This is a genomic window from Kitasatospora sp. NPDC088391 (assembly GCF_044753345.1).
In the GTDB taxonomy this organism is placed as follows: domain Bacteria; phylum Actinomycetota; class Actinomycetes; order Streptomycetales; family Streptomycetaceae; genus Kitasatospora.
Window position 1 is genome coordinate 632338 of record NZ_JBIVNB010000004.1, and the last position, 23648, is coordinate 655985.

General features: G+C 75.9%; 27 protein-coding genes. 11 read left to right on the forward strand and 16 right to left on the reverse strand.

Going from position 1 to position 23648, the window contains the following annotated elements; all coding sequences use genetic code 11:
• The first annotated feature begins 77 nt into the window (after window positions 1–77).
• Together ACIQBJ_RS16060 and ACIQBJ_RS16065 are read left to right on the forward strand one after the other, a co-directional pair.
• Window positions 78–1040 (forward strand): ATP-binding cassette domain-containing protein, encoded by a 963-nt coding sequence (locus ACIQBJ_RS16060; protein WP_400709482.1) that lies wholly within the window; start codon window positions 78–80, stop codon window positions 1038–1040.
• A gap of 2 nt (window positions 1041–1042) precedes the next feature.
• Complete coding sequence (locus tag ACIQBJ_RS16065) at window positions 1043–2059, forward strand: NAD-dependent epimerase/dehydratase family protein (RefSeq protein ID WP_400709485.1); 1017 nt, start codon at window positions 1043–1045, stop codon at window positions 2057–2059.
• Window positions 2060–2076: 17 nt separating this feature from the next.
• Here the strand turns inward: ACIQBJ_RS16065 and ACIQBJ_RS16070 are convergent, their stop codons facing one another.
• On the reverse strand, window positions 2077–2904 hold the full coding sequence (locus tag ACIQBJ_RS16070; protein WP_400709488.1) for a hypothetical protein: 828 nt from the start codon (window positions 2902–2904) through the stop codon (window positions 2077–2079).
• A 230-nt stretch (window positions 2905–3134) separates the two neighbouring features.
• Between ACIQBJ_RS16070 and ACIQBJ_RS16075 the strand changes: the two genes are divergently transcribed.
• The 3 genes from ACIQBJ_RS16075 (at window position 3135) to ACIQBJ_RS16085 (ending at window position 6610) form a co-directional block, all read left to right on the forward strand.
• On the forward strand, window positions 3135–3881 hold the full coding sequence (locus ACIQBJ_RS16075) for a PP2C family protein-serine/threonine phosphatase (protein ID WP_400709800.1): 747 nt from the start codon (window positions 3135–3137) through the stop codon (window positions 3879–3881).
• Window positions 3882–3926: 45 nt separating this feature from the next.
• Window positions 3927–4511 (forward strand): DUF1990 family protein, encoded by a 585-nt coding sequence (locus ACIQBJ_RS16080; protein WP_400709491.1) that lies wholly within the window; start codon window positions 3927–3929, stop codon window positions 4509–4511.
• Window positions 4512–4594: 83 nt separating this feature from the next.
• Window positions 4595–6610: a protein kinase gene (locus ACIQBJ_RS16085; RefSeq protein ID WP_400709494.1), complete on the forward strand. Its 2016-nt coding sequence runs from the start codon at window positions 4595–4597 to the stop codon at window positions 6608–6610.
• Window positions 6611–6620: 10 nt separating this feature from the next.
• On the opposite strand, the gene ACIQBJ_RS16090 is transcribed toward ACIQBJ_RS16085, so the two are convergent.
• The 10 genes from ACIQBJ_RS16090 to ACIQBJ_RS16135 all read right to left on the reverse strand — a co-directional run bounded on the left by ACIQBJ_RS16090 (window position 6621) and on the right by ACIQBJ_RS16135 (window position 13510).
• Window positions 6621–7337 carry a serine hydrolase gene (locus tag ACIQBJ_RS16090; RefSeq protein WP_400709497.1) on the reverse strand — a complete coding sequence of 239 codons (717 nt, stop codon included), beginning with the start codon at window positions 7335–7337 and terminating at the stop codon, window positions 6621–6623.
• A gap of 10 nt (window positions 7338–7347) precedes the next feature.
• On the reverse strand, window positions 7348–7638 hold the full coding sequence (locus ACIQBJ_RS16095; RefSeq protein ID WP_400709500.1) for a hypothetical protein: 291 nt from the start codon (window positions 7636–7638) through the stop codon (window positions 7348–7350).
• A 68-nt stretch (window positions 7639–7706) separates the two neighbouring features.
• Entirely contained in the window at window positions 7707–8597 is an 891-nt protein-coding gene (locus ACIQBJ_RS16100) for an NmrA family NAD(P)-binding protein (RefSeq protein ID WP_400709503.1), read from the reverse strand.
• Window positions 8594–9106 (reverse strand): hypothetical protein, encoded by a 513-nt coding sequence (locus ACIQBJ_RS16105; RefSeq protein WP_400709506.1) that lies wholly within the window; start codon window positions 9104–9106, stop codon window positions 8594–8596. The genes ACIQBJ_RS16100 and ACIQBJ_RS16105 overlap by 4 nt, the downstream gene beginning before the upstream one ends.
• Window positions 9107–9239: 133 nt before the next feature.
• A complete protein-coding gene (locus ACIQBJ_RS16110; RefSeq protein WP_400709509.1) occupies window positions 9240–9761 on the reverse strand; it encodes a MarR family winged helix-turn-helix transcriptional regulator in 522 nt (173 codons plus the stop codon).
• Window positions 9762–9832: 71 nt separating this feature from the next.
• Complete coding sequence (locus ACIQBJ_RS16115; RefSeq protein WP_400709512.1) at window positions 9833–10393, reverse strand: hypothetical protein; 561 nt, start codon at window positions 10391–10393, stop codon at window positions 9833–9835.
• A 26-nt stretch (window positions 10394–10419) separates the two neighbouring features.
• Complete coding sequence (locus tag ACIQBJ_RS16120) at window positions 10420–10842, reverse strand: hypothetical protein (protein ID WP_400709515.1); 423 nt, start codon at window positions 10840–10842, stop codon at window positions 10420–10422.
• A gap of 121 nt (window positions 10843–10963) precedes the next feature.
• The gene (locus tag ACIQBJ_RS16125) at window positions 10964–11737 is read right to left on the reverse strand and encodes a hypothetical protein (RefSeq protein ID WP_400709518.1); all 774 of its coding nucleotides are present in this window, start codon (window positions 11735–11737) and stop codon (window positions 10964–10966) included.
• A 131-nt stretch (window positions 11738–11868) separates the two neighbouring features.
• Window positions 11869–12546, reverse strand: a complete 678-nt coding sequence (locus tag ACIQBJ_RS16130) for a beta-glucanase (RefSeq protein ID WP_400709521.1) — start codon at window positions 12544–12546, stop codon at window positions 11869–11871.
• A 166-nt stretch (window positions 12547–12712) separates the two neighbouring features.
• Window positions 12713–13510, reverse strand: coding sequence for an alpha/beta fold hydrolase (locus ACIQBJ_RS16135; protein WP_400709803.1), 798 nt, complete (start codon window positions 13508–13510; stop codon window positions 12713–12715).
• Between ACIQBJ_RS16135 and ACIQBJ_RS16140 the strand changes: the two genes are divergently transcribed.
• The 3 genes from ACIQBJ_RS16140 (at window position 13403) to ACIQBJ_RS16150 (ending at window position 14913) form a co-directional block, all read left to right on the forward strand.
• A complete protein-coding gene (locus tag ACIQBJ_RS16140; protein ID WP_400709806.1) occupies window positions 13403–13702 on the forward strand; it encodes a MarR family winged helix-turn-helix transcriptional regulator in 300 nt (99 codons plus the stop codon). The genes ACIQBJ_RS16135 and ACIQBJ_RS16140 overlap by 108 nt on opposite strands.
• 87 nt (window positions 13703–13789) lie before the next feature.
• Complete coding sequence (locus tag ACIQBJ_RS16145) at window positions 13790–14392, forward strand: TIGR03086 family metal-binding protein (RefSeq protein WP_400709524.1); 603 nt, start codon at window positions 13790–13792, stop codon at window positions 14390–14392.
• Window positions 14393–14484: 92 nt separating this feature from the next.
• The gene (locus ACIQBJ_RS16150; RefSeq protein ID WP_400709527.1) at window positions 14485–14913 is read left to right on the forward strand and encodes a RidA family protein; all 429 of its coding nucleotides are present in this window, start codon (window positions 14485–14487) and stop codon (window positions 14911–14913) included.
• 284 nt (window positions 14914–15197) lie between these two features.
• On the opposite strand, the gene ACIQBJ_RS16155 is transcribed toward ACIQBJ_RS16150, so the two are convergent.
• Window positions 15198–16691 carry a hypothetical protein gene (locus ACIQBJ_RS16155; RefSeq protein WP_400709530.1) on the reverse strand — a complete coding sequence of 498 codons (1494 nt, stop codon included), beginning with the start codon at window positions 16689–16691 and terminating at the stop codon, window positions 15198–15200.
• A gap of 175 nt (window positions 16692–16866) precedes the next feature.
• Between ACIQBJ_RS16155 and ACIQBJ_RS16160 the strand changes: the two genes are divergently transcribed.
• Window positions 16867–17313, forward strand: coding sequence for a hypothetical protein (locus ACIQBJ_RS16160; protein WP_400709533.1), 447 nt, complete (start codon window positions 16867–16869; stop codon window positions 17311–17313).
• Window positions 17314–17599: 286 nt separating this feature from the next.
• Here ACIQBJ_RS16160 and ACIQBJ_RS16165 read toward each other — a convergent pair whose 3' ends face one another.
• On the reverse strand, window positions 17600–18130 hold the full coding sequence (locus ACIQBJ_RS16165) for a hypothetical protein (protein ID WP_400709536.1): 531 nt from the start codon (window positions 18128–18130) through the stop codon (window positions 17600–17602).
• Window positions 18131–18343: 213 nt separating this feature from the next.
• Here ACIQBJ_RS16165 and ACIQBJ_RS16170 point away from each other — a divergent pair, with 213 nt between their 5' ends.
• Window positions 18344–18790, forward strand: coding sequence for a hypothetical protein (locus tag ACIQBJ_RS16170; protein ID WP_400709539.1), 447 nt, complete (start codon window positions 18344–18346; stop codon window positions 18788–18790).
• Window positions 18791–18913: 123 nt separating this feature from the next.
• Window positions 18914–19162, forward strand: coding sequence for a hypothetical protein (locus tag ACIQBJ_RS16175; RefSeq protein ID WP_400709542.1), 249 nt, complete (start codon window positions 18914–18916; stop codon window positions 19160–19162).
• Window positions 19163–19189: 27 nt separating this feature from the next.
• Here the strand turns inward: ACIQBJ_RS16175 and ACIQBJ_RS16180 are convergent, their stop codons facing one another.
• The 3 genes from ACIQBJ_RS16180 to ACIQBJ_RS16190 all read right to left on the reverse strand — a co-directional run bounded on the left by ACIQBJ_RS16180 (window position 19190) and on the right by ACIQBJ_RS16190 (window position 23478).
• Window positions 19190–20113 (reverse strand): GNAT family N-acetyltransferase, encoded by a 924-nt coding sequence (locus tag ACIQBJ_RS16180; RefSeq protein WP_400709545.1) that lies wholly within the window; start codon window positions 20111–20113, stop codon window positions 19190–19192.
• Window positions 20114–20234: 121 nt separating this feature from the next.
• On the reverse strand, window positions 20235–21146 hold the full coding sequence (locus ACIQBJ_RS16185; RefSeq protein WP_400709548.1) for a hypothetical protein: 912 nt from the start codon (window positions 21144–21146) through the stop codon (window positions 20235–20237).
• 211 nt (window positions 21147–21357) lie between these two features.
• Complete coding sequence (locus ACIQBJ_RS16190; protein WP_400709551.1) at window positions 21358–23478, reverse strand: phosphocholine-specific phospholipase C; 2121 nt, start codon at window positions 23476–23478, stop codon at window positions 21358–21360.
• Window positions 23479–23648: the final 170 nt, after the last annotated feature.

Genomic DNA, 23648 nt, shown 5'->3' on the forward strand with positions numbered 1-23648 from the left:
GCGCGTCACACCCGGTACCCGCCCCCTGCCCCCTGCCCCCTTCCCCCTTCCCTCCGCCCCCGAGACGAGGAACCCGGATGATCGAGACCAGCGGACTGCGGAAGTCCTACCGGACCGGACGCCGCCGCACCGCCGCCACCGTGGACGCCGTGGCCGGGCTGGACCTCGCGGTGGCCGAGGGCGAGATCTTCGGCTTCCTCGGCCCCAACGGCGCCGGCAAGACCACCACCCTGCGGATGCTCGCCACCCTGCTGCGCCCCGACGGCGGCGCCGCGACCGTGGCCGGAGCCGACCTGTTCGCCGACCCCGCCGGGGTCCGCCGCCGGATCGGCTACGTCGCCCAGGGCGGCGGCACCTGGGACGACGTGACGGCCCGGGAGGAACTCGTCCTGCAGGCCCGGATGCACGGCCTCCCCATGGCCGAGGCCGTCCGCCGCGCCGAGGCCGCCGTCGCCGCCTTCGACCTCGCCGGCCACGCCGACCGGCACTGCCGGACCTACTCCGGCGGCCAGCGCCGCCGCGTCGACCTCGCCCTCGGCGTCGTCCACCGGCCGAAGGTGCTGTTCCTCGACGAGCCGACCTCCGGCCTCGACCCCGGCAGCCGCACCCGCCTCTGGGACGAGATCCGCCGCCTGCGCGACCGCGGCACCACCGTCTTCCTCACCACCCACTACCTCGACGAGGCCGACGCGCTCTGCGACCGGATCGCCGTCATCGACGGCGGCGGCACCGTCGCCGAGGGCACCCCGGCCGCGCTCAAGCGCTCCGTCGCCGGCGAGGTCGTCACCGTCCGGGTCGCCGACCCCGGCCACGCCGACAAGGCCCTGCACGTGCTGGCCGGGCAGGACTGCGTCCGGCAGGCCGAGGTCCGCGACGGCGGCGCGCTGCGGATGTCCGTCGACACCGGCGAGAGCGCGATGCCGCAGATCATGCGGGCGCTCGCCGACGCGGGCATCGACACCGCCACCATCGAACTGCACCGCCCCACCCTCGACGACGTCTTCCTGGCCCGCACCGGCCGCTCGCTCCGGGAGTCCTGACGATGAATCGGCCCACCCAGCACCCCGCCGGCGGCGGACCGGCCCGGCGGGCGGTGGTCACCGGCGGTGCGGGCTTCGTCGGCTCCCACCTGTGCGACCGGCTGCGCGAACGCGGCACCGCCGTCGTCTGCGTCGACAACCTGCTCACCGGCGCCCTCGACAACCTCGCCGACCGGGCCGACGACCCCGGCTTCGAACTGCGCCGCCACGACGTCTGCGACCCCTTCGACGTCGAGGGCCCCGTCGACCTGGTCGTCCACCTCGCCTCGCCCGCCTCCCCGCACGACTACGCCCGCCACCCCCTGGAGACCCTGCGGGCCGGCGCCCACGGCACCTTCAACGCCCTCGAACTGGCCCGCCGCAAGGACGCCCGCTTCCTGCTCACCTCCACCTCCGAGGTCTACGGCGACCCGCAGGTCCACCCCCAGCCCGAGAGCTACTGGGGCAACGTCAACCCCGTCGGCCCGCGCAGCCAGTACGACGAGGCCAAGCGCTACGCCGAGGCGCTGACCACCGCGTACGGCGGCGTGCACGGCCTCGACACCGTCATCGTCCGGCTGTTCAACACCTACGGCCCCCGGATGCGCCCCACCGACGGCCGCGCCGTCCCCACCTTCGTCACCCAGGCGCTCGCCGGACAGCCCCTCACCGTCGCCGGGGACGGCAGCCAGACCAGGTCGCTGTGCTACGTGGACGACACCGTCGAAGGCATCCTCGCCGCCGCCACCGGACGCCACCCCGGCCCGGTCAACCTCGGCAACCCCGTCGAACTCGGCATGCTCGACCTGGCCCGCCGCATCCGCGGACTGTGCGGCTCCGACTCGCCGATCGCCTTCGTCCCCCGCCCCGGCGACGACCCGCTGCTGCGCCGCCCCGACATCACCCTGGCCCGCACCGCCCTCGGCTGGCACCCCGCCGTCGACGTCGACCGCGGCCTGACCGCCACCATCGCCTGGTTCGCCCGCCTCACCACCGCCGCTCCCGCCGCCGCCACCGCCCCCGCGGGCGTCGGCGGCTGAACCGGCCGGGCCCGCGTTCAGCGCGGCGGCGGCACCGCGTGCAGGTGGGCGGGGCGGTGGCGCGGGCGGTGCCAGGCGGTGGGGAGGCCGCCCGCGTTCAGTGCCGCGCCGAGGGCGTGCCGCATCGCGCCGGTGACCGCGACCCGCGCACCGTCCGGCTCGTCCCCGCCGGGCAGCTGGCGGGACGGGCGCCAATCCAGGTCCGCGGTGCCGGGGACGACGCCGTCGCCCTCGTCGTCCGCCGCGTGCGGGCCCAGCACCACCCCGGCCGAGCCCGGGCGGTCGGCCACCGGCAGCCCCGCCAGGGCGGCGATCCGGCGGACCGTCGCGGTCAGCTCCGGATCGACCCCGGCCGGGCCCGGCAGCGACCCGGCGGCGGCCCGCGCGAGGACGGGCGGCTCGGCGGCGGACAGCGGCTCCGGGTGGGGCAGCGGCTCGGCGGCGGACAGCGGCCCCGGAACGGGCAGCGGCTCGGCGGCGGGCAGCGGACCCACCCTGGTCACACCGAGGTCGGGCAGCCGCTCGGCCGGAACGCCCAGCGCGGGCAGGAACTCCGCCAGCGCCGTCTCCACGCTGTCCACGACCAGCCGCCTGGCCCGGTGCCACGGCCCGTCGGACCCGGCCGCCGCCGCGTCCTCCAGCCGGGCCGAGCAGACCCAGCGCAGCGCCATCGCCCCGCCGTCGCCGTCGTCGTCGCCGCCCGGCACCAGCCGGACGCCCGGCCCGTGGCCGCCGTACGCGACCGGCAGACCGGCCAGCAGCAGCGCCTCGATCACCCGGTCGGCCAGCGCCGGGTCCACCCCCGCCCCGCCCGCCCGGCCCTGATCCACCGTCAGCTCGCCCACCCCGGCCCCTTCCTCGCGTCCGCGCGTCGTCGGGCGAGGGTATCCATGGACATGCAAACCCTCAACAGCCCGGCACTCGCCAGTCCTTGCCGGTCCGTTCCCCTCCTCGCCCGCCCCCGCCCGCTCCCGCGCCGGTCCGACCCCCGGCCTCCCCCCGCCCGCCCCGATGTGCTTCGCTGGAACCGCCCCGGCGAGCGGGGACGGAACGAAAGAGGTGAACGGCCGTGCCGATGGCCGCGGTGACCGTGCTCAGCCACACCGGAGTGGTGCGCCGGCGCAACGAGGACAGCGCGGCCGCCGGGCCGTGGACGCTCTGCGCCACCTCCGCCGACAGCCCGCAGACGCTGTACTTCCCGCTCGGCGACACCCCCGTCCCGGTCGTGGTCGCCGACGGCCTCGGCGGCCACCCCGGCGGCGACCTGGCCTCCGCCCTGGTGGTCAGCCAACTCGCCCACATCGGAACCGAGCTGACCGACGAACCGACGATCGAGGAAGCCCTGCTGGACTGCGACGCGGCCGTCCGGGAGGCCGCCGCCGCCGACCCCGCGCTGACCGGCATGGGCACCACCGTCGCCGGACTCGTGCTGACCGCCGACGCCGTTCTGGTGTTCAACGTCGGCGACAGCCGCGGCTACGAACTCGCCGCCGCCGGCCCCCGCCAGCTCACCGTCGACGACAGCCCCCCGCTCGAACCCGGGCAGCGCACCACCCACCTGATCACCAGCATCCTCGGCGGCACCGTCGAGCACCACGCCCTCGACGCCCACCTGCGCCGCCTCCCGCTCCGCCCCGGCACCCGCTACCTGCTCTGCACCGACGGCCTCAGCGACCCCGTCCCCCCGGAGGAGTGGCCCGCACTGCTCGCCGAGGCCGAGGACGACGACCAGCACGCCGTCGTCGAACTCTGGCGCGCCGCGATCCGGGCCGGCGGCCCCGACAACATCACGCTGGCCCTGGTCCGCGTCCTGGAGGACTGACCCCGCCGCTTGGCAGCGGCCCGGACGGCGACGTACAACTGGCGGATGCCGTCCACCGCCCTGCGCCGCCGCTACCTCGCCGCCTGCGCCGCCGCGCCCAGCTACCCCGAGGTCGGCGCCACCCGGAACGCGGCCTTCCCGGCCGGGTACGGGCTGCTGCGCCGCCGCGTCCACCTCGGGCACGGCCCCGAGGTGCTGGAACGGGCCGGGGAGCACGTCCTGCACTGGGGCACCCAGCTCGACACCGGCTTCGCCGTCCACCCCCCGGCCCGACCCGCCGCCCCCGGCGACACCGTCCTGCTCCGCCTCGCCCCGCCCGGCCTGCGGCTGCCCCGGCTGGTCATCCCCTGCCGGGTGGTGTGGACCGTCCGGGACCGGCGGCGGATCGGCTTCGCCTACGGCACCCTCCCCGGCCACCCCGAGCGCGGCGAGGAGTCCTTCGTGGTCGAGATGGACGCCGACGGCGAGGTCTGGTTCGAGGTCGCCGCGTTCTCCCGCCCCGCCGCCTGGTACGCCCGCCTCGGCCGACCGGTCACGCTGCTGCTCCAGCACCTGGCGATCGAACGCTACCTGCGCGTCGTCGCCCGGGCCGCCCGCCGCCCGCCCGCCCGCCGACCGACCGCCCCCTGACCGACCGTCGGCCCGCCCCGGCCCGGCCCCCGGCACCCTAGGATGGACCGGGCCGCCGACGGCCGGAACGGGGGCGTTCACAGATGTCCGAAGGGCTGGTCGCCGACCGCTACCGCCTGGAACGGCGGCTCGGGCAGGGCGGCATGGGCGAGGTCTGGCGCGCCCACGACCTGCGCCTCGGCCGCCGGGTCGCCGTCAAGTTCCTGCACCCCGAACCCGACCCGGACGGCAGCGCCGCCGCCCGCTTCCACCGCGAGGCGAGCATCACCGCGCAACTCCAGCACGAGGGCATCACCCAGGTCCACGACCACGGCGAACACGACGGCCGCCTCTTCCTCACCATGGAACTGCTGGACGGCCGGGACCTCGCCACCGTCCTGCGGGAACACCCCGACGGCCTGCCCGTGCACCGCGCCGCGGACGTGCTCGCCCGGACCGCCGCCGCCCTCGCCCACGCGCACGCCCGCGGCATCGTCCACCGGGACGTCAAACCGCCCAACCTGATGCTGCTCCCCGACGGCCGGGTCAAGGTCTGCGACTTCGGCATCGCCGGCTTCGTCCGCGGCGGCTCCGGCCTGACCCGCGCGGGCAGCGTCCTCGGCACACCCGACTACATGGCCCCCGAGCAGTGGCGCTCCGCCGACATCGACGGACGGACCGACCTCTACGCCCTCGGCTGCGTCCTGTACGTACTGCTCACCGGCACCACCCCGTTCCCGCGCCGCCCGGACTTCTGGGCCGCCATGTACGACCACCTGGAGACCCCGCCGCCCCGCCTGGCCGCGCTGCGCCCCGGCGTCCCCGCCGAACTCGACCTGCTCGCCGCCCAGTTGCTCGCCAAGCATCCCGACGACCGCCCCGCCCACGCCGGCGTCGTCGCCGACCGGCTCCGGGCCCTGGGCACCGCCGGCCGCTCCGCGACCCGGCACGACGGAGCGCCCGCCGGCCCGGCCGCCCCCGCCGGGGCACCACCCGCCGACCCCGGGCTCCGCCTGGAGGCGTCCCACAACCCGTACCTCCCGCCCGGCCGCACCGAACTCGACGCGATCGTCACCGTCACCGCGGGCCGCACCGGCCCGCGCGACCTGGCCGCCGCCGCCCCGCGCGCCCTGGTCCTCCTGCTCGGCCTGTCCGCGCACCTGCCCGAGGCGCACTTCCGCGCCGTCACCCGCGCCGTCGCCGACACCGTCGACGCCCTCGACGAGGGGGTCCGCTTCGCGATCGTGGCCGGTTCCGAGTACGCCGCGATGTGCTACCCCGACACCCTGCGCACCGTACGGGCCGCCCCCGCGACCAAGGCCGAGGCCCGGGCCGCCCTGGACCGGCTGCAACCGGTCCGCGCGGCCGCCTTCGGACGCTGGGTCCGGCAGGCCGACCGGCTGCTCGCGGGCCACCCCGACGCCGTCCGCACCGCCGTCCTGCTGATGGACCTCCCGTCGGAGGCCGAACGCCCCGAGGAACTGACGGCCGCCCTCGCCGCCGCCGGCGGCCGGTTCAGCTGCCACGTGCGCGGCATCGGCACCGACTGGCAGGTCTCCCAGGGCCGCGCCGTCGCCGAGGCCCTGAACGGCACCGTCGACCTCGTCCACGCCGCCACCGCCCCGGCGCTGGCCGCCGCCCTGGCCACCGACCTCGCGGGGATCGTCGAACGGACCCGGCAGACCTTCGCCCGCGACCTGGCCCTGCGGATCACCACCCCGCCCGGAGCCGCCGTGCGCTTCCTCAGACAGGTCGCCCCGCAGGTCGAGGACCTGACCGGCCGGGGCCTGCCGACCGGACCCGGCGTCGTCGAGTACCGGGTGGACGCCCCCGACGGGCAGACCCGCGAGTACCACCTGGGCCTGGAACTGCCGCCCGGCCGCCCCGGCGAACGGATCACCGCCGCCGGACTCGACCTCCTGCTGCTGCCCCCCGCCGGGGACGGCCGGAGCCTCGCCCGGGCCGAGGTGCCGGCCGAACACACCGACGACGCCGACGACCTGACGATCCGTCCGCAGGTCGCCCACTACACCGGACAGGCCGAACTGGCCGGGGCGATCGAGGAGGCACTCCGGCAGCAGCGCGGCCCGGGCCCCGGCTCGGAACCGCCGAACCCCTGAACCGCCGGGCTTACCCCTGCTGCCCCTGGGCGGTGACCAGTGCCCGCGCCGCCGCCGCGGCCACCGACTCCACCAGGTCGATCCCGTCCTGCTGGGTCGCCGAACCGTCGCTCAGCACCGCCACCAGCAGGTCCCGCCCGCCGTACGCGACCCGGCCGATGCTGTTGACCACCCACAGCCCGGACGCCGAGCGCGGCAGCCACCCGTTCTTCAACTGCGCCGCGCCGCCCTGGTCGGCCGCCGAGACGCCCCAGTCCTGGCCGTCGGCGACCCGGCCCATCAACTGCCCCAGGTAGGCGCGGGAGTCCGCGTCCAGCGGCGAGTCCGCCGTGAACACCACCCGCAGCAGCCGGGCCTGGTCCGCCGCCGTGGTCGAGGTCAGCCCCCAGTAGCCGTCCGTGCCGGCCACCGTCCCCGTCAGCCCGAACCGGGCGTTCGCCGCGTCCAGCCCCGCCGCGCCGCCCGCCGCCTCGAACAGCGCGCTCGCCGCGTCGTTGTCGCTCTGCTCGATCATCAGCTCCGCCGCCGCCTTCTGATCGTCCGTCAGCCCGTCGCCGCCGGTCCGCAGCAGCAGCGCCGCCAGGATGTCCACCTTGACGATCGACGCCGTCACGAAGGAGTCCGCGCCCCACTGCGCCGCCGCCCCCGACCCGAGGTCGGTGACCGCGACCGCGAAGTGCCCGCCCAGCGAGCCGACCGCGGCGGCCAGCGCCGCATCCGTGTCCACGGCCGTGATGCTAGCCGCCGCCCCCGCGTCGGCGGCACCGGCCGCCGCGGCGGCGGTCGTCGGGCTGTCGGTCGTCGTGCTGTCGGTGGTCGGGCTGCCGGTCGCGGCGGCGGCTGTGGTGGCGGTGGACGTGGCCGGTCCGGCGGTGGCCGTGGCGGCCACCGGGGTGGAGGTCGCCGCCCGGGGGGGCCGCCGGCCAGCCGGCGACCAGCAGCCCCACCGCCACCACCGACCAGCCGACCCGGAGGGCGGGGCGGTGACGCCGCCGCGCGGCGGGCCCGGAGTTCGACGGTGCGCTCATGCCGACGATGCTGCGCCGCGCCCCTTGGCCCGCCATGAGCCGCGGCTCAGCGCCCGATGAGAGCCCGCTCAGTCTTCGATGAACGGGCCGGTCCGCCGGAAGTGGCCCAGGTTCTCCCGCAGGAAGGACTCCAGGGTGCGCGGCGGCCGCCCGGTCAGGCGGACCTGGGTGTCGTCCGGCGCCTCCGGCCGGGCCACCGCCAGCCGCTGGATCTCCACCACGTGCGCGGCCAGCCAGTCCGGCATCCCCGCCCGCTCCGTCAACTGCGCGTACAGGCCCGCCGGGCCGAGGTCGACGTGGCGGACCGGCCGTCCCAGCAGCCCGCTCAGCAGTTCGGCCAGCTCCGGGTGGCTGTACGCCCGCCCGCCGGTCAGCGGATGGACGCCACCGAGCGGTTCCGGCCGGGTCAGCAGCGCGGCCGCCGCGTCGCCGACGTCCCGGACGTCCACGTAGTTGCACCGGGCCCCGTCCATCGCCCCCGGCAGCACCCCCGCCGCCGCCACGCCCGGGGCCAGCAGCAGGAGCTTCTGCATGAAGGCGTACGGCCGCAGCACCGTGACGGCGAGGCCGGAGGCGCGCAGCCGCTCCTCGACCAGGTGGTGGCCGCGCGAGACCGCCACCGGGGAGTCCGGCTCGGCGGCCGGCGCGGACACCTTCACCACGTGCCCGACCCCGCAGTCCACGGCCGCCTCGACCGCGTTCAGCTCGTACCGGACCTGCTCCGGCCCGTTGGCCATGGTGAGGAACACCTGCCGGGCCCCGCGGAACGCCGTGCGCAGCGAGGCCGGGTCGGCGGCGTCGGCCGCGAACGGCTCGGCCCGGGCGAGCACCGGCCCGTCCAGCGCGGCCGCGAGCCGGGCCGGGTCGCGGCTCAGCGCGCGGGCGGGCACGCCGAGCGCGGCGAGACTGCGCAGGGTGGCACCGCCGGTGGCGCCGGCGGCGCCCATGACGACGATCATGACGTCCGTCCTTCGGGTCGAGGGGTGGTGGTGGTGTGCGGGGGGAGCGGGGACGGCAGCGGCGGGAGCGGCGCGGGGCGGCGGCTGCCGCGCCAGCGCCAGGTGGTGACGGCCGTGGCGACGGTCGCGGAGACCGCGAAGTCGACCGGCAGGCGGCGCGGCCACGGACTGTCCGCGAGGCCGGGCAGCAGCGGCAGCCAGTGCGCGGCCGCCAGCCCCGCGGCCAGGCCGAACGCCGCCGCGACCAGGGCCAGGCCCGCTGCCGCCGCTCCCCGCGGAAGCCGGTGCGGCCGGGCCCTGACCGGTCGCCGCCGCAGGACCGCGCCGAGCCCCGCCGCGACCAGGGCGGAGGTGCCGCCGATGGTGGTCGGCGCCGCCAGCAGCAACTCGCTCTGCCGGGTGGCCAGCCCGCCGAGGCCCGCCGACACCGTCGGCATCGCGTACGAGGCCAGCACCTCGCGCCACAGGACGAAGGGCGGGGGAGCGCCGCGGGTTCTCCTGCTGCTCATCTCTGGGTTCCTTCCGTGCGGTAAGTACTTAGCTGCCTAATCATGTGGGCGTGAGTCGGTACTTAGGTGGCTAACCATATGGGCGCGAGGCGGTACGGCGCGGGATGGGCCGCGCCCTCGGGGGCGCCCCGGGTCAGTCCGCGGTGAGCGCGTCGACGCCCGCGACCACCCGGCCCAGCAGGTCGAGGAAGGTCGCGCGCTCCTCCGGCGTGAGGCCGCCGACCATGGCCTGCATCCGGGCGAAGTGCTCCGGCGCCAGTTCGCGCAGTCGGTCGGCCCCGCGCGCGGTCAGGATCACCACGTTGCCGCGCCCGTCCTCGACGGACGGGCGCCGCGCCACCAGCCCCTCCCGGGCCAGGCCGTCGACCAGGCCGGTCACGGTCGCCCGGGAGACGCCGAGGCTCGCCGCCAGCTGGGACGGGGACTTCTCGCCCCCGTGGTCCTCCAGGTCCGACAGCAGCCGGTAGCGCCCGGTGGACAGCCCGAACCGCCCGAAGTGCACCTCGCCGGCCTGGCCCACCCGGGCCCCGGCCGCCATCAGCCGGGCGGCCACCAGGACGGCCTGCGGATCGGCGTCCAGCCCGTAGCGGACGATCTGCCGCCGGGCCTGCTCCAGCGAGGGGCCTGCCGCCCCGGTCTCGAAGTACTGGCTCACGAAAGTAATATGGCGCCTAATCAGCTATCGGTCAAGCGCCGCCGCCGGGCCCGCGGCCCGTCGGCCGTCGCTCACGCCGGGTCCGTGCCGTCGGGGGAGCCGGGGCGGGCGGCAAGGCGGGCGGTGAGGCGGGCGGACCACTCGCCCGCTGCGGCGGCCCGGGCCCGGTCCAGGGTCGCGACGAACGCCGCCCGGTCGACCGTGGCCACCGTCGGGCCGTGCCGGGGTCCGGTGCCCCAGGCGGGGCCGCCGTCCGCGCGCAGCCGACAGGCGAGGTGGAGCCGGTCCCCGTCGGGGAAGGCGAAGGCGAGCACGTCGTCGGTGCACTCGCCCCACTCCAGGAAGGCGCACCGGGCCGGCTCCGCCCGGTCGCCGGGGCCGGCCTCGTCGTACAGCCCCTGCTCGGCGCGGCGGTAGGACTCCGCCGGGGTGGTGAAGCCGTCCGGCGGCGCGGCGGGCTCCCGGTGGCGGCCCGCCTCGTCCCCGAGCTTCTTCACCAGCAGCGGGGGGTAGAACGCGTTGTCCCGCGCGTTCACCCGCAGCCCGCCCACGAAGACGTCGACGCACAGCAGCCCCGGGTCCTGGTCGAAGCGGAACTCCAGACCGAACCCGCCCCGCGACCCGAACAGCACGACACCCTCCCCGCTCCGCCCCCACCCTACTGACCCGGCGGCACGGCCCCCCGGGCCTCCACCGGCCGGACCGGGACGGCGAGCAGCAGCAGCTCGCCCCGCGCCGCCGCGGCGGGGAAGTCGAAGGCATTGGCGAAACCGCCGGTGACCAGCAGCAGGGTCCGGTGGGTGCGGACGGCCCGGCCCCACTCGCGGGTCGCGTGCACGGGGCCGTCGAACCAGGTGTCGCCGCCGGGGCGGCGGACCAGCAGCCGGGCCCCGTCGAAGACCGCCGACCAGCCGGGCGGCGGCTCGGGGAAGCCCCCGTCGGCCCGGGTCCAGTCCGACCCCGGCGGGTCGGGGCGGGCCGGGTCGAAGGGCAGGACCAGCACCGGCTGCTGACCGCGCGTCAACTCCGGCCAGGGGGGCCAGGCCGTCACCCCGAGGCCCTCCGGTCCACCGTCCGCCATGCCGCCCTCCGCTCCGGGACGGCGCCCGTCGCACCTGCGCACCGTCCGGCGGCGCGCGCTCCCGTCCGGTGCTTCGGAGCCCGGGCCCGCCCGGATGGGTCCGGCGGCCCCCGACGCTCCGTCAGAACACCGACGCGGCCGCGTACACCGCCACCGCCAGCAGGGCGGCGCCGGAGAGCAGGAGCAGGGCCAGGGCCGCCGTCCGGTGCTCCGGGCGGCGGTCGATCCGGAAGGCGCGGCGGGGGGCGGGGCGCTCCGGCGGGGCGGCGGCCGCCGCTGCGGTCGTCGCCGCGAGCCGGTGCAGGCGGGCGGCGAAGGACGCCGTCACCGCCGGGTCCGGGGGATCGTCCGGGACGGCCCGCAACTCCCGGATCAGGTCGTCGAGTTCACCCGGCTCCGGGCGGACGGACGGGATCAGCGGATGGCCGAGCAGTTCGAGCAGGGTGTCGCCGAGCGCGACCAGGTCGGGGCGCGGCGCCGGGCCGGGGGTGCCGAAGCCGAGCACCTTCACCACCCCGGCGGGGGCCAGCACCAGGTGGGCCGGGGCGATACCGCCGTGCGACAGCCCGGCCCGGTGCGCGACGAGCAGCGCCTCGGCGACCTGCGCGCCGAACCCGGCCACCTCGTGGGGCCGGTACCAGCCGTCCAGCAGGTGGTCCTCCAGACTGTGGCCGTCGACCCGCTCCAGGACGAGGTACGGCCGCCCCTCGTGCACGCCCGTCCCCAGCACCTCGACGATCCCCGGGTGCCGCAGCTCCGCGCCCGGCCCCGGCACCCCGTCCGGGAACTTCACCGCCACCGGCCGCCCCGACCCGGCCTCCTCCGCGAACCGGACCCGCCCGGGCGGCCCGCCCACCACCCGGTACCGCCCGCCGACCACCTCGCCGACCTCCACACCGCCCCCGACCCGGCCCCGCCCCGGCCGCTCCGGAAGCCCGCCGACCAGTCTGCCGCACCGCCCGCCCCACCTTGCCCACCGGTCCGCCCGCCCACCGGCCCGGGCGCGCGCGGACGCCCCGGAGCCGGCTACGCGGTGGCCGGCGGGCGCAGGACGCGCAGGCCGGTGCAGCGCCAGGAGAGGCGCTGGGTGGTGGCCGCGGGGCTCGGGTGGCTCCACTGCCCGGCGGAGACGGACAGGTTGACGATGATCCAGGCGCGCCAGCCGGGGGCGACGCCGACGGTGTCCGCGTGCACCTCGCTGCCGTCGACCGACCAGCGGACCGCGTCGGTGCCGAACCGGCAGCCGACGGTGAACCAGCGGCCCGGGGTGACCAGGTCGTCCAGGTAGGCGCCGGGGCCGGGGGCGGCGTGGTTGCCGAGTTCGAGCATCCGGGGGTGGTCGCCGTGGTACTCCAGCACGTCGACCTCGCCGTGGCCGGGCTGCGGGTGGCCGGTGGAGACGTCGCGCCCCCAGGTCCAGATGGCCGGCCAGGCGCCCCGGCTCGCCGTCAGCAGGCAGCGTGCCTCCAGCCGGTCCCCGGGCCGCAGTTCGAAGCCGCCCCGGCTGTTCTCGGTGGTCACCAGCGGGGTCCGCCAACTGCGGGCGCCCTCCCGGACGGCGGTGAACCGGTCGCCGTCCGGCCCGAAGCCGGGCACCAGGTGGTCGAGCTTGTTGTCGGCGGGGTTGCGGCCGTCGGGCGGGTACGCGGAGGTGGCGCCCGCCACCCACTGGGTGCGGTCGGAGAACGGGGCGTCGAACACCACTACGGGGTCGTCCGCGGAAGGCGTCGGCGTGTTCGAAGGGGTCGTCGGGGCCAAGGCGGCACTCTCCCGGGTTGTGCGGCAGTTCAGCCTCGTTATTCCCAGGAGAAACGTTTCCCGATCTTCCGCACTCCGGCGTGCGGGAGCACGACAGCGCCCCCGACGGCGCTCAGGCGCGGCGCGCGCCGGTCCCGGACTCCCGGGAGTGTCGGGCCAGTTCGGCGTCGAGCAGGGCGTGAACCTCGGCGGGCCGCTCCAGGTGGGGCAGGTGGCCGGCCCCCGGGACCACCGTGAACCGGCCGTCCGGGAAGGAGCGGGCGTAGGCCGCGCCGTACGCCGGGGTGGCGATCCGGTCGCTCCCGCCCCAGACCGCGAGCACCGGGACCCGCACCTCGCGCAGCCGGTCGCGCAGGCCGGGGTCGTGCATGTAGGGGTCGCCCGCGAGGGCCCGCATGGTGGCGAAGTTCCCCCGGCGGCGGGCGAGTTCCTCGGCCGGCAGGGTCGCGGGGTCGACCAGGAAGCGCTCCGGCTCGTGCCAGGAGAGCTCGGCCAGGCCGCGGGCGTCGAGGCCGAGGACGTCGACCAGCGGCTCGCCCGGCACGTCGATCCCGACCGCGTCGATCAGCACCAGGCCGCCGACCAGCGCCGGGGCCCCCGCCGGGCGGAGCGCGTCGCGGACCGCCATCTCCGCGCCGATCCAGCCGCCCAGCGAGGAGCCCACCAGCAGGACGTCGCGCAGGCCGCGGCGCTCCAGCAGGTCCAGGTAGAACCCGGCGAGGTCGGCGATCCGGTCGAGGCCGGCCGGGCCCTCGACACCGCCCTGGCCGCCGTCGGCACCACGCTCGCCCAGTGGGACGCCCTGCGCGCCGTCGGCCGCCGCTCCGGCGCCTCGGCCCGCGAACTCGCCGCCGTCACCTTCCAGACCGAGCAGTCCTTCGGCACCCTGGCCACTCGCCTCGCCGCCCAGGGCCTGATCGACCGCAGCCCCGGCCGGGGCCGCCGCATCGAGCACCGCCTCACCCCCGCCGGCGAACGCATCCTCGCGGCCGGCGAACAGGTGGCCGACGAAGTCCTCGCCGCCCACTTCGCCCCCCTCCCCGCCGACGACCGCGCCACCCTGCTCCGCCTGCTCGACAGCCTCACCCCCGAGGAGCGCTGACCGGGCCGCCACCGCCCGGGCCCGGGTGCCCCTTTGTCGGCCACCGTCCGGGCCCGGGCGCACCGATCGCCGGGTAGCATCCGTGAAGTGACGGACATTCAGGAACTCGACGCACGCGCACTGAAGACCACGAAGTCCCTGGTCGACCTGGTCGACCCGAGCATGCTCGGCCTGCCGACCCCCTGCGGGTCGTGGACGCTGGGGCAGCTGCTCGCCCACATGACCGGCCAGAACCACGGCTTCGCGGCCGCCGCCCGGGAGGAGGCCCCCGGCCTCGAAGTCTGGGCCGACCGCCCGGTCGGCGACGACCCGGCCGGGGCGTTCGCCGAGTCGGCCGCCGAGGTCACCGCCGCCTTCGCCGAAGAGGGCGTCCTGGAGCGGTCGTTCTGGCTCGCCGAGGTCCGGGGCGGCCAGTTCTTCCCCGCCCCGACGGCCATCGGCTTCCACCTCCTCGACTACGTCGTCCACGGCTGGGACGTCGCCGTCTCCCTCGGCCGCCCCGCCGAGTTCGACACCGACCTGCTGGAAGCCGTCCTCCCGATCGCCGGACACGTCCCCACCGGCCCCGCCCGGGAGCGCCCCGGCGCCGCCTTCGCACCCGTGCTGGACGGCCCCGCCGGGGCCGGCCTGTTCCCCCGCATCCTGCGCCTGCTCGGCCGCGACCCCGACTGGTCGGGCCCGCGCGGCTGACACCGGGTCAGGTCCGCCCCGGCCGACGCCGGGTCGGGTCCGGCCGGGGAAAAGGCGGTGCGACCGGCGTGGCCGGGCGGCAGACTCGGCCCATGACCCCCGAGATCACGCGCATCAACCCCGCCGAACTCCACGGGACGCCCGGCTACCACCACATCACGGTGGTGGAGGCGGGCCGGACGGCCCACCTGGCCGGCCAGTGCCCGCTCGACCGGGCCGGGCGGCTGGTGGGGGAGGGGAGCCTCGACGCGCAGATCGACCAGGTGGTGGCCAACGCCCTGGCGGCCCTGCGGGCGGTGGGCGCCGGCCCGGAGCGGGTCGTCCGCTCGGTGGTCTACGTGGCCACCGGGGAGCAGGCGCTCCTCGGCGCCGCCTGGCGCCGCCTGACCGCATCCGCCCTCGGCCCGGCCTTCGGCACCGCCAGCACCCTGCTGGGCGTCACCTGCCTCGGCTTCACCGGCCAACTGGTCGAGGTCGACCTCACCGCCGCCCTCCCCGACCGCACCGCCGCCGCCCCCTGACGGGACGTCGACCGACACTCCGGACGAGGTGAGCACGCCCCGGTGCTGCCAGGAGTCGTTGTTCGACCGGTCCGGGACATCCGGGGTTCCGCCGTCCCGCGGCAGGGGCGCGGCTGGGGGAGTCGGTTCGCGGGCAGTCGAAGGAGCATCCCTCTCTCCGACGCGCAGACCTGGTTTCGGGGGCGGGCTTCGCCGGTGAGGGCCTGGTCGGGTTGCCGACGATTCGGCCGGGACACCGCGAGGGCCGGCCGATGCCCTCCGGATCGTCGGCCGGCCCGATCCCTTCAGGGGTGCTGCACGGTATCGGCGGGAGTCGGAAAGTCGTACTTCACCTCGCCGATGTCGGAGATCAGGTAGCGGCCGTCGGCCTGACGGCGCAGTCGCAGGTCGGCGGTGATTCCCCCGGGGCGCTGGAACCAGCCGTTCTCCGCGACGTAGACGCAGTCGACCGGGACCTCCAACTCGACCACGTCGGTGGTGAGGTCGTGTGGATCGGTATGGTCCTGGGGCGGCCCCGCCACCGCTCGCAGGACCACCGACCAGCCCTGACGCGCGGTCAGTTCGGTGGGCCAGGCCGGGCCGTCCGTCGAGCACGGATTCAAGCCGCCGCCGGCTGCGTACAGTTCGGGGGTCAGGTACGGACGGACCCGGCCCAGGACGGCAGCCGGTGCGTTGTCGCCGCGAGACGTGTCGAAGCTTCCCGAGGTGACCGACCAGGCGACCGCGACCGACTCGGCGTCGTGGTCGTCGACCGTCAAGGGTGGCGTGGCCGCTGAGGGTCGTTCCTTCGGCGGAGCCGGTGGCACGGTCGGATCGGCCCCCGGGGCGGAGGCGAAGGTGTAGCCGGCCGGTGCGGCAGCGACCGAGGTGCCCGGAATCTCCTGCTCGTCCTGGTCGTAGCAGGGATTGCACCGGATGCGTTCGCCGAAACCGGTGCCGTAGGCGGTCTGCCAGCCGTTCCCCTGGGTGGCCAGCCCGGTGCCGCGTTCCGGTCGCACCCCGGAGACGCGGAACGGGCGATCACCGTTCTTCAGCGTCCAGGTGCGGTGCTTGCCGTCGACCGAGCCCTCGACCGTGAGTACGTAGTCGTAGCTGTGCCGAACCGCGAGCACGGTGAGGCTGACGAGTTCGGGCTTCCGGTTCTCCAGGTAGACGTACTTGTCGGTGAAGTACGAGGCGAACGAAATCGGCCCCGAGGCCCCGATCAGCGCGGTCCGGTCGGCGGAGTCGAGGTCGACGCCCATGTCGATCTTCTGCCCGACCCCTTGCCCGGCGCAGTCCACGACCGTTCCGGGCAACGGGTCGCGGGGCTCGCCCACGACGGTCGCCCGTATCTGCTCGACCACCACGGTGTGGCCGTTGCCGACCATCGAGATCGAGAGCGGCGACGCTCCCACGTCCGTGCCGCCCTGCGCGTGCGACCACGTCCGGACGCTGCTGCAGCCGTCGACGGCGGGAAGTTCCGCCGCTCCCACGGTTCCGGGGACGACTGCGGTGGCACCCGCGTCCCCGTGCCCCGGGTCGTAGCGGGCGCTGAGTTGCGGTGCTGGGCCCGCCCCTGCCGTCCGCAGCGCCCAGTAGGTGAGGCCGGCGCCCACCAGGGCCATCGCACAGATCACGGCAGTCAGCAGGCGCCAAGGCCGTCTCGGCCCCGCCAACAGCGAGATCACGCCTCCCATGATCACGTTGCCGTGGACGGTACTGTCGATGATCTTGTTGTGCGTGTCGCCCCGGTCGTCCAAACCACCCACCCCGCCCGACAGGTCTGCGCCGACCACAGTGCGGCTCTCCGGCGGAAAAGGGAAGACCGCCGACTGGCCGCAGAGCAAATCCCGTTCACACGGAACGCCACTTCGACCAAGAGCTGATCCCCTGTCAGTTCCACCGTGGCTGAAGTAAGTTGTCCGGCACCGGTGCTTTCGTCGATGGAGGTGCGAAGTGGATCCGGTTTCGGTGGGGCTGCTGGCGGCGCTGGCCGGGGGAGCCGGTGGGGAGATGGGCCGGCAGGCGTGGAGCGGGTTGAGCGAATTGGTCCGCCGCCCGTTCGGACACGGGCCGGCCACCGTCGACGACGCGGAAGCACCGGCGGTCAGCTCCGGGGAAGCCGAGCTGACCGCCCTGGAGCGGGCACCGGCGGATCAGGCACGGGGGCAGTCGCTGAGCACCGCCCTGGCCGTGCGCGCCGCCCTGGACCCGGACTTCCGCACGGGGCTGCAGCAGTGGTGCGAACGGGCGAAGCTGGTGCGCACCGGCAGCGGCGACGTCCACAACACCATCAGTGGCGGCCGCCAGTACGGCACCGTGATCATGGGGAGGGACATCTCCGGACTCACCCTCGACCCCGGTGCGCCGCCGCAAGGCCGCCGTGCCGCTGACGAGGACGCACCACCCGAGGCGTGATGATCGGTTGTCGCCCCGCCCCTCTTCTCCGCGTGCGGGGGAGGCGCTGTGCGAGCACGCGTCCAGTCGATCGGTCCGGCCGCGTTCGGTCCGGCCAGGAGCAAGCGGTGCAGGGCCTCAAGCGCTCCGGTGTCCTGCCGGAGCCCGAGATGCCGCCGGCAGGCGTGCTCGGAGCCGAGGCCCGGCCCCGGCTCCCCCGTGGTCCCGGCAACCACTCCGGCCGCCCCGCCCGTGACGGTCGGCAGGATCGTGTTGCGAATCCGAAGAGTGAACTTGGAGCACCCGGTCACAGATTCCTGCCGGTACTGGGCTCCGGCAGGGAGGCAGGCCCGGCGGCGGGCCGGACGGCGGGCGGCGCGGCGGGCAGTGCGGCGGGCAGTGCGGCGCGCAGGGGCGGGGCGGGGACGGCCAGCCGGGCGGTGGCCGCGACCAGGCGCAGGGAGCTGCCCGGGGCGGTCGCCAGGTCGAAGGGGGAGCGGAACGGGCCCGTCAGCAGGGTCAGGCACTGCCAGTGCCGCACCGCGCGCCGCCACTCGCGGGTCGCGGCGACCGGCCCGTCGAACCACAGCACCCCGCCCGGGCGGCGCACCGTCAGCCGGGGCCCGTCCAGCACCGCGAACCAGCGGACCGGCCCGGCGGGGGAGCGGCGTGGCTCCACCCAGCGGTCCGAACCGGTCCAGCCGTCGGCGGCCAGCACCGGCCGCCCCCGGTCGAACGGCACGACCAGCACCGGGCGGTGGTCCCGCGTCAGATCGGGCCAGGGCGCCCAGTACTCGGCCGCCCCGCCCCCCTCGTCCCCGCCCACAGCCCCGCCCAAGCGTCGCACCACCCCGTTCCACGATCATTGTGGGGCACACCCGGCCCCCCGGTCCGCCCCACCGCTGCGACGAGGACTGACGGTCGGTCAGTTCCGCTCCGGGGGAAGGAAACCCGGGCGGTCGGCGGCGAACCGGCGGCCCCGCGGCGGCGTCCTCCTACGCTGACAGGGGACCGGCCCCCGTTCGTACCGGAAGAAGAAGGACGTACCCAGATGCAGACGGACACCCGTTCCCGCCGTACCCCGCGCGGGGCGCTCGCCCTGGCAGGGGCGGCCGTGCTGGCCCTGACCCTGGCCGGCTGCTCGGACGACAAGGAGACCATGGCCACCTGGACCGCCAAGGGCGGCCAGGAGCAGGCCAAGGTGATCGGCGGCGACGTCCAGGCCCTGATCCGGCTCTCCGGCAACGGCGACGCGGCGAAGTGCCGGGAGATCCTCGACCACGTCAAGACGGCCCGGGCGTTCCGGAAACTGCCCGACCAGGACGCCCAGAAGAGCTGGGAGGAGACCCTGAACCGGATCGAGACCGCCGCCAACACCTGCGTGCAGAACCCGACCGGCCTGAGCGGCGGCCCCAAGCTCAGCGAAGCCGTCGAGGCCCAGCAGGCGTACAGCGACTTCGGCATCCGGATCAGCGTCCTCGCCAAGACCGGCTCCTGACCCCGCCCCGCCCCGTCGTCCCGTCCCCGGTCCCGTGGTCCCGTGGTCCCGTCCCCGGTCCCGTCGTCCCGTCCCCCGCGGACGGGAGCCGGGCTCCGGCGGCCGGTTTCGGCCCTTGCCCCGGTGATCGGCCACTGGAAGCACGGCCGCGTCCGGCCGTACACCGACGGCCTCTGCCACGACTTCCAGGCCATCGACCCGACCAGGACCAACGGCCACTGCGAGTTCCTGATCTGGGACAGCAACCACATCGTGTACGACACGTACAGCGGCGTACAGTCCCCGTGGATCTACGACGGCCCGGGCCACACCGTCCGGACCCAGATCATCGACCGCTCCACGCCGGCGTTCTCCCGGGGCATCCACAGCTGACCCCGGAACCGCTCCGCCCGGGCGGGATCAGGGGGCGGCCGGGGACAGGTCGATCGAGCGGTGCTCCTCCAGGACCAGGGAGCCGGTGCTGGTGTAGAGGTTCATGGCGACGTCGTTGCCGCCGAACACGTTGAACAACAGACCCCGGTCGCCGGCCGCCGTGCAGGCCGCCTCGGAGACCGCCATCGCGGCCCGGCCGAAGCCCCGGCCGCGGTGCGCCGGATCGACCGCCACCGAGTACAGGTAGCCGACCTCCGGCAGGTAGCCGTGCCGGAGCCAGACCACACCGACCCGGACGCCGTCCGCCTCGATCACCAGCACCGAGGTGTCGGGGGTCGCCAGGCCCGCCGGGAGCAGCTCCGCGAACTCCTTCTCGGACTGCTCCCGGGCCTCCCGCTCCGACCGGCTGCCCGAGCGGACGATGTCGGCGGCGTACCCCTCCTGCTCCTCGGCCATCCAGCCCGGGAACTCGTCCGCCGTCATCGGACGGATCGTCACCCCCTCGACCACCGGCGCGATCCCCGCCCCGAACGCCTTGAACCTGGTCTGCGAACGGACCGGGAAGTCGTCGAAACAGGCGTCCGGCCCGGCCAGCCGGACCGCGAACCGGCGGGCCGACTGCCCGACGCACCACTCCCGGGCCCACTCCAGCGCCGCGCGCCGGTGGCCGCCCGCCGGGTCCAGCGCCGGGTCCGTCCACAGGTCGACCACCCGGCCGACCGCCCGACCGCCCGGGTCGACCACCAGCACCGCGGCCTGCCCGACCCGCCGCCCGTCCGCGTCCAGGACCGCGACCGCCGCCAAGTCCTGCGCCGTGTCCAGCAGTTCGTCGACCGAGCGGAGCGCCGCCGCCGGCGGCAGGCCCGCCGCCAGGAAGCCGTCGAGGTGGCGCTGCCGGAACGCGGGGTACCAGTCGGACAGTTCGGTGAGGGGCGCGAAGGAGGAGGACATGCAGGCAGGCTAGGCCCACCGGCCGCCGTCCGCACCGCAATTCACGCCGCTCCCGGTACGGCGCCGCTCCCGGTACGGCGACGGGCCCGATGACGGGCCCGGGGCTGGATCAGGGGCCGGGTCAGGGGAGCGGGCCGCTCCAGGTGACGGGCCGGTAGGAGGTGCCGGTGCCGTAGGTGTACTGGCCGGAGAGGGTGGCGCCGGCGTCCTCGGGCACCGCGTACGCCGACAGGTACACCGTCTCCGCGCCCGGGGCCACCGAGTCCGCGAAGAACCGGTTCCGGCCCGACCCGTCGAAGAACGAGTGGACCAGGCCGCCCCGGGCGTCGTGGAAGAAGACCACCTGGTGGCCGACCAGTCCGATCTCCCGGGGCCCGTTGTTCCGCAGGACGATCCGGACCTGCACCAGCCGGGAACCGGCCGGGGCCCGGACGGCCGTCCCGTCGGCCTCGAACGGCTCCGGCGCGCCCACCGTCATGGTCAGGCCGTCCTCGAAGGTGTAGGACTGGCCGAACGCCAACTGGCGCGACTTCTCCTCGGCGGCCTTCTTCGCCTGCTCCTCGGCCCGCCGGTCGGCCTCCACCCGCGCCCGGCGCGCGGCCTCCTCGCGGTCCGCCGTCTCGCGCTTCGCCCGCTCCTCGCTCCGGACCCGCGCCGACTCCGCCCGCTCGCGCTGCGCCGTCTGCGCCTCCTCCTTGCCGGAGACCGCGCCGAAGACCACCGCGGAGACGCACATGGCGACGACCCCGACCACCACGCCGGTGGTCGCCACGCCCTTGTTGTCGGCCAGGCCCCGGCCCACCCGCCGCAGCGCGAAGGCCCCCAGGATGACCCCGACCGCCCCCGGCAGCCAGGCCGCCCAGTACAGCGCGGCCGTCACCGCCAGCACCGCCGCCGCACCGGAGACCACCAGCGCCGCCACCCCCAGCCCGTTCCGCGGCGGCGGCCCGTCCACCGGCCGCGCCGCCACCCCCAGCACGGGATTCGGCGCCCACGGATCGAACTCCTCCGGCCCGGACGGCGGAAGCGACATGCAAGGAACCCTTTGCCTCGAAGGAGCGGAAACCCACCGACCCCGGCCCGGCCCGCAGGACCACGCGGGCGGTACGAAACCGTGCGGGCCGTGAAGGTCGCACGCGATCGACGGGTGATCAACATACCGTCGCACCACCGGAATCGGACAACCGTTTCCGCCCCGCCCGCCCTGCCCCCGGACGAGGCAGGGCCGGGCGGGGCGGGCCGGGTCAGCGCGGGCCGGGGTCGCTGGTGCTGGGGCGGCCGGTCTCCAGGTGGCCGGCCCAGCGGCGGCGGAAGTCGGCGGCGGCCGCGCCGTCGGTGGCGGCGACGGTGATGTCGTACCAGTGGCCGGAGCGGTCGGTGTCGAAGGAGAACCGGGCGCTCTGGCCGGGGCGCAGCCGACGGGTGCGGGCCGGGTCGCGGGTGTAGGCGTCGTCGGCGGAGACGTTCCGGGTGCCGGGGCCCAGGTTGCGGACCGTCACCCGCACGCCGCTGTCGGACGGTTCGAAGCGGGCGGTCAGCCCGGACCCCGCGCGTCCCTCGAACTCCTGGACCGCGCCGTTCGGGCCGTTGACCACCAGGTGGTGGCGGCCGTCGGCGGGCAGCCGCCAGTGGTCCTGCAGGGTGTCGCCCGCCGAGACGGTGTACCGGCGCGGCGCGCTCCCGGGGGCGGTGCGGTCGTAGACGTACAGCCAGCCGCCGGCCCGGCCCCGGTTGGCGAGGTCGAGGCGGAACTCCCCGGCGGTGCGGTCCGCGGACTCGTTGACCCGCAGGTCGTACGGCAGCGCGCGGGCCGGCCGGGTGCCGGGCTCCTGGGCGGGCATCCGCTGCGGCAGCGGCACCTGGTAGGGGTTGCCGCGGCCGGCGACCTTCGCCGGGACCTGGAGGCGGACCGGGCGGGGATCGCGGCCGGAGAAGTCCAGCGCCGAGGTCAGGTCGCCGCAGACCGAGCGCCGCCAGGCGCTGATGTGGGGCTCCCGGACGCCGAAGCGCCGTTCCAGGAAGCGCAGCACCGAGGTGTGGTCGAAGGTCTCCGAGCAGACCCAGCCGCCGCGCGACCAGGGCGAGACGACGAGCAGCGGCACCCGGGGGCCCAGGCCGATCGGCTGCAGGCCGCGCGGGTCGGCGCCCGGCACCAGCGGGTGCGCCTGGTCCGGGTACCTGTCGAGGTCGAGCAGTTCGTCGCCGAGCGAGGCCCGCAGGTCGCGGGAGACCATGCCCTGCCCGCCCGGGCCGTCCGCGGTCGGCGGCATCGGCGGGACGACGTGGTCGAACAGGCCGTCGTTCTCGTCGTAGTTGATCAGGAACACCGTCCGGCCCCACACCTCGGGGTTGGCGGTCAGCGCCTCCAGCACCAGGTTGATGTAGTACGCGCCGTCGGTGGGCGTGGCCGCCGGGTGCTCGCTGTACAGGTACGGCGGCACGATCCAGGACACCTGCGGGAGCCGGCCCTGCTCGACGTCGGCCCGGAACTCCTTCAGCGTGTGGTCGCTCGCGCCCTTCTCCACCAGCGGGCCCTTCGCGCCCTCCGCGGTCTGGAAGTTGGCGAAGAACATCAGCGAGTTGTCGGTGTAGTTGTCGGTCGGCGAACCCGGCTCGCCGGTGCCGCCCTGGTACAGCTTCCAGCTGACCCCGGCGTCCTCCAGCCGCTCGGCGTACGTCGTCCAGGTGTAGCCGTTGGTGTCGTTGCGCTCCCACAGGCCCGGGCCGTTCGGCTTGCGGCCGTACACGTTGCGCGGGTCCGAGGTGCCGGTCCACAGGTGGATGCGGTTCGGCGCGGTGTCGGCGTGCACCGAGCAGAAGTACGAGTCGCAGACGGTGAAGGCGTCCGCCAGCGCGAAGTGGTACGGCAGGTCCTGCCGGAGCAGGTGACCCATCGTCAGGACGTCCTGCTTCTGGTTCACCCACTGGTCGTGGCGGCCCTCGTTCCAGGCCAGGTGCCCGCTGCTCCAGCCGTGGTCGGTGCCGGCCTGCTGGTCGGTGGTGCTGCGCGGGTCGATGTACCAGGGCAGCACCTCCCGCTCGGTGTCCGGCAGCCCGCGCGCGTGGTACCGGTCGGTGCGCACCGCGGCGGCCGGCTGGTGCCAGTTCGGCCGCCCGTCGGGCAGCTGCGGCGGCCGCGGGTCGGCGAACCCGCGCACTCCGCGCAGGGTGCCGAAGTAGTGGTCGAAGGAGCGGTTCTCCTGCATCAGGATCACCACGTGCTCGACGTCCTCGATGCCGCCCCGCCTGCCGATCGCGGGCAGGGCCAGGGCCTGTTCCACCGCGGGCGGGAAGGCGCTCAGCCCGGCCGCGGCGGCGGACGCACCGGTCAACTGGAGGAAACGACGACGGTCGATGGATGCCACGTGCTGTCCATTCCTGTTCGTACGGGGGTAATTCCGAACGACTACGAACGTATGCACCCGCCGGACGGCACGAGTGAACCCGCGATGAGCACTTGGCGAAACCTGTCCAGCCAACTTGCGGAGAACCTCGGCGGGTACGGAGCCGGGCAGGACGCGTCCGGCCGCCGCCC

What these genes read in the sequence shown, in the direction of transcription:
- ACIQBJ_RS16095 (WP_400709500.1), bottom strand. Translation starts at nt 7,638, where the DNA reads ATGAGCGCACCGTCGAACTCCGGGCCCGCCGCGCGGCGGCGTCACCGC.
- ACIQBJ_RS16105 (WP_400709506.1), bottom strand. Translation starts at nt 9,106, where the DNA reads ATGAGCAGCAGGAGAACCCGCGGCGCTCCCCCGCCCTTCGTCCTGTGG.
- ACIQBJ_RS16150 (WP_400709527.1), top strand. Translation starts at nt 14,485, where the DNA reads ATGACCCCCGAGATCACGCGCATCAACCCCGCCGAACTCCACGGGACG.
- ACIQBJ_RS16075 (WP_400709800.1), top strand. Translation starts at nt 3,135, where the DNA reads ATGGCCGCGGTGACCGTGCTCAGCCACACCGGAGTGGTGCGCCGGCGC.
- ACIQBJ_RS16060 (WP_400709482.1), top strand. Translation starts at nt 78, where the DNA reads ATGATCGAGACCAGCGGACTGCGGAAGTCCTACCGGACCGGACGCCGC.
- ACIQBJ_RS16080 (WP_400709491.1), top strand. Translation starts at nt 3,927, where the DNA reads ATGCCGTCCACCGCCCTGCGCCGCCGCTACCTCGCCGCCTGCGCCGCC.
- ACIQBJ_RS16100 (WP_400709503.1), bottom strand. Translation starts at nt 8,597, where the DNA reads ATGATCGTCGTCATGGGCGCCGCCGGCGCCACCGGCGGTGCCACCCTG.
- ACIQBJ_RS16120 (WP_400709515.1), bottom strand. Translation starts at nt 10,842, where the DNA reads ATGGCGGACGGTGGACCGGAGGGCCTCGGGGTGACGGCCTGGCCCCCC.
- ACIQBJ_RS16065 (WP_400709485.1), top strand. Translation starts at nt 1,043, where the DNA reads ATGAATCGGCCCACCCAGCACCCCGCCGGCGGCGGACCGGCCCGGCGG.
- ACIQBJ_RS16085 (WP_400709494.1), top strand. Translation starts at nt 4,595, where the DNA reads ATGTCCGAAGGGCTGGTCGCCGACCGCTACCGCCTGGAACGGCGGCTC.
- ACIQBJ_RS16180 (WP_400709545.1), bottom strand. Translation starts at nt 20,113, where the DNA reads ATGTCCTCCTCCTTCGCGCCCCTCACCGAACTGTCCGACTGGTACCCC.
- ACIQBJ_RS16185 (WP_400709548.1), bottom strand. Translation starts at nt 21,146, where the DNA reads ATGTCGCTTCCGCCGTCCGGGCCGGAGGAGTTCGATCCGTGGGCGCCG.
- ACIQBJ_RS16170 (WP_400709539.1), top strand. Translation starts at nt 18,344, where the DNA reads ATGCAGACGGACACCCGTTCCCGCCGTACCCCGCGCGGGGCGCTCGCC.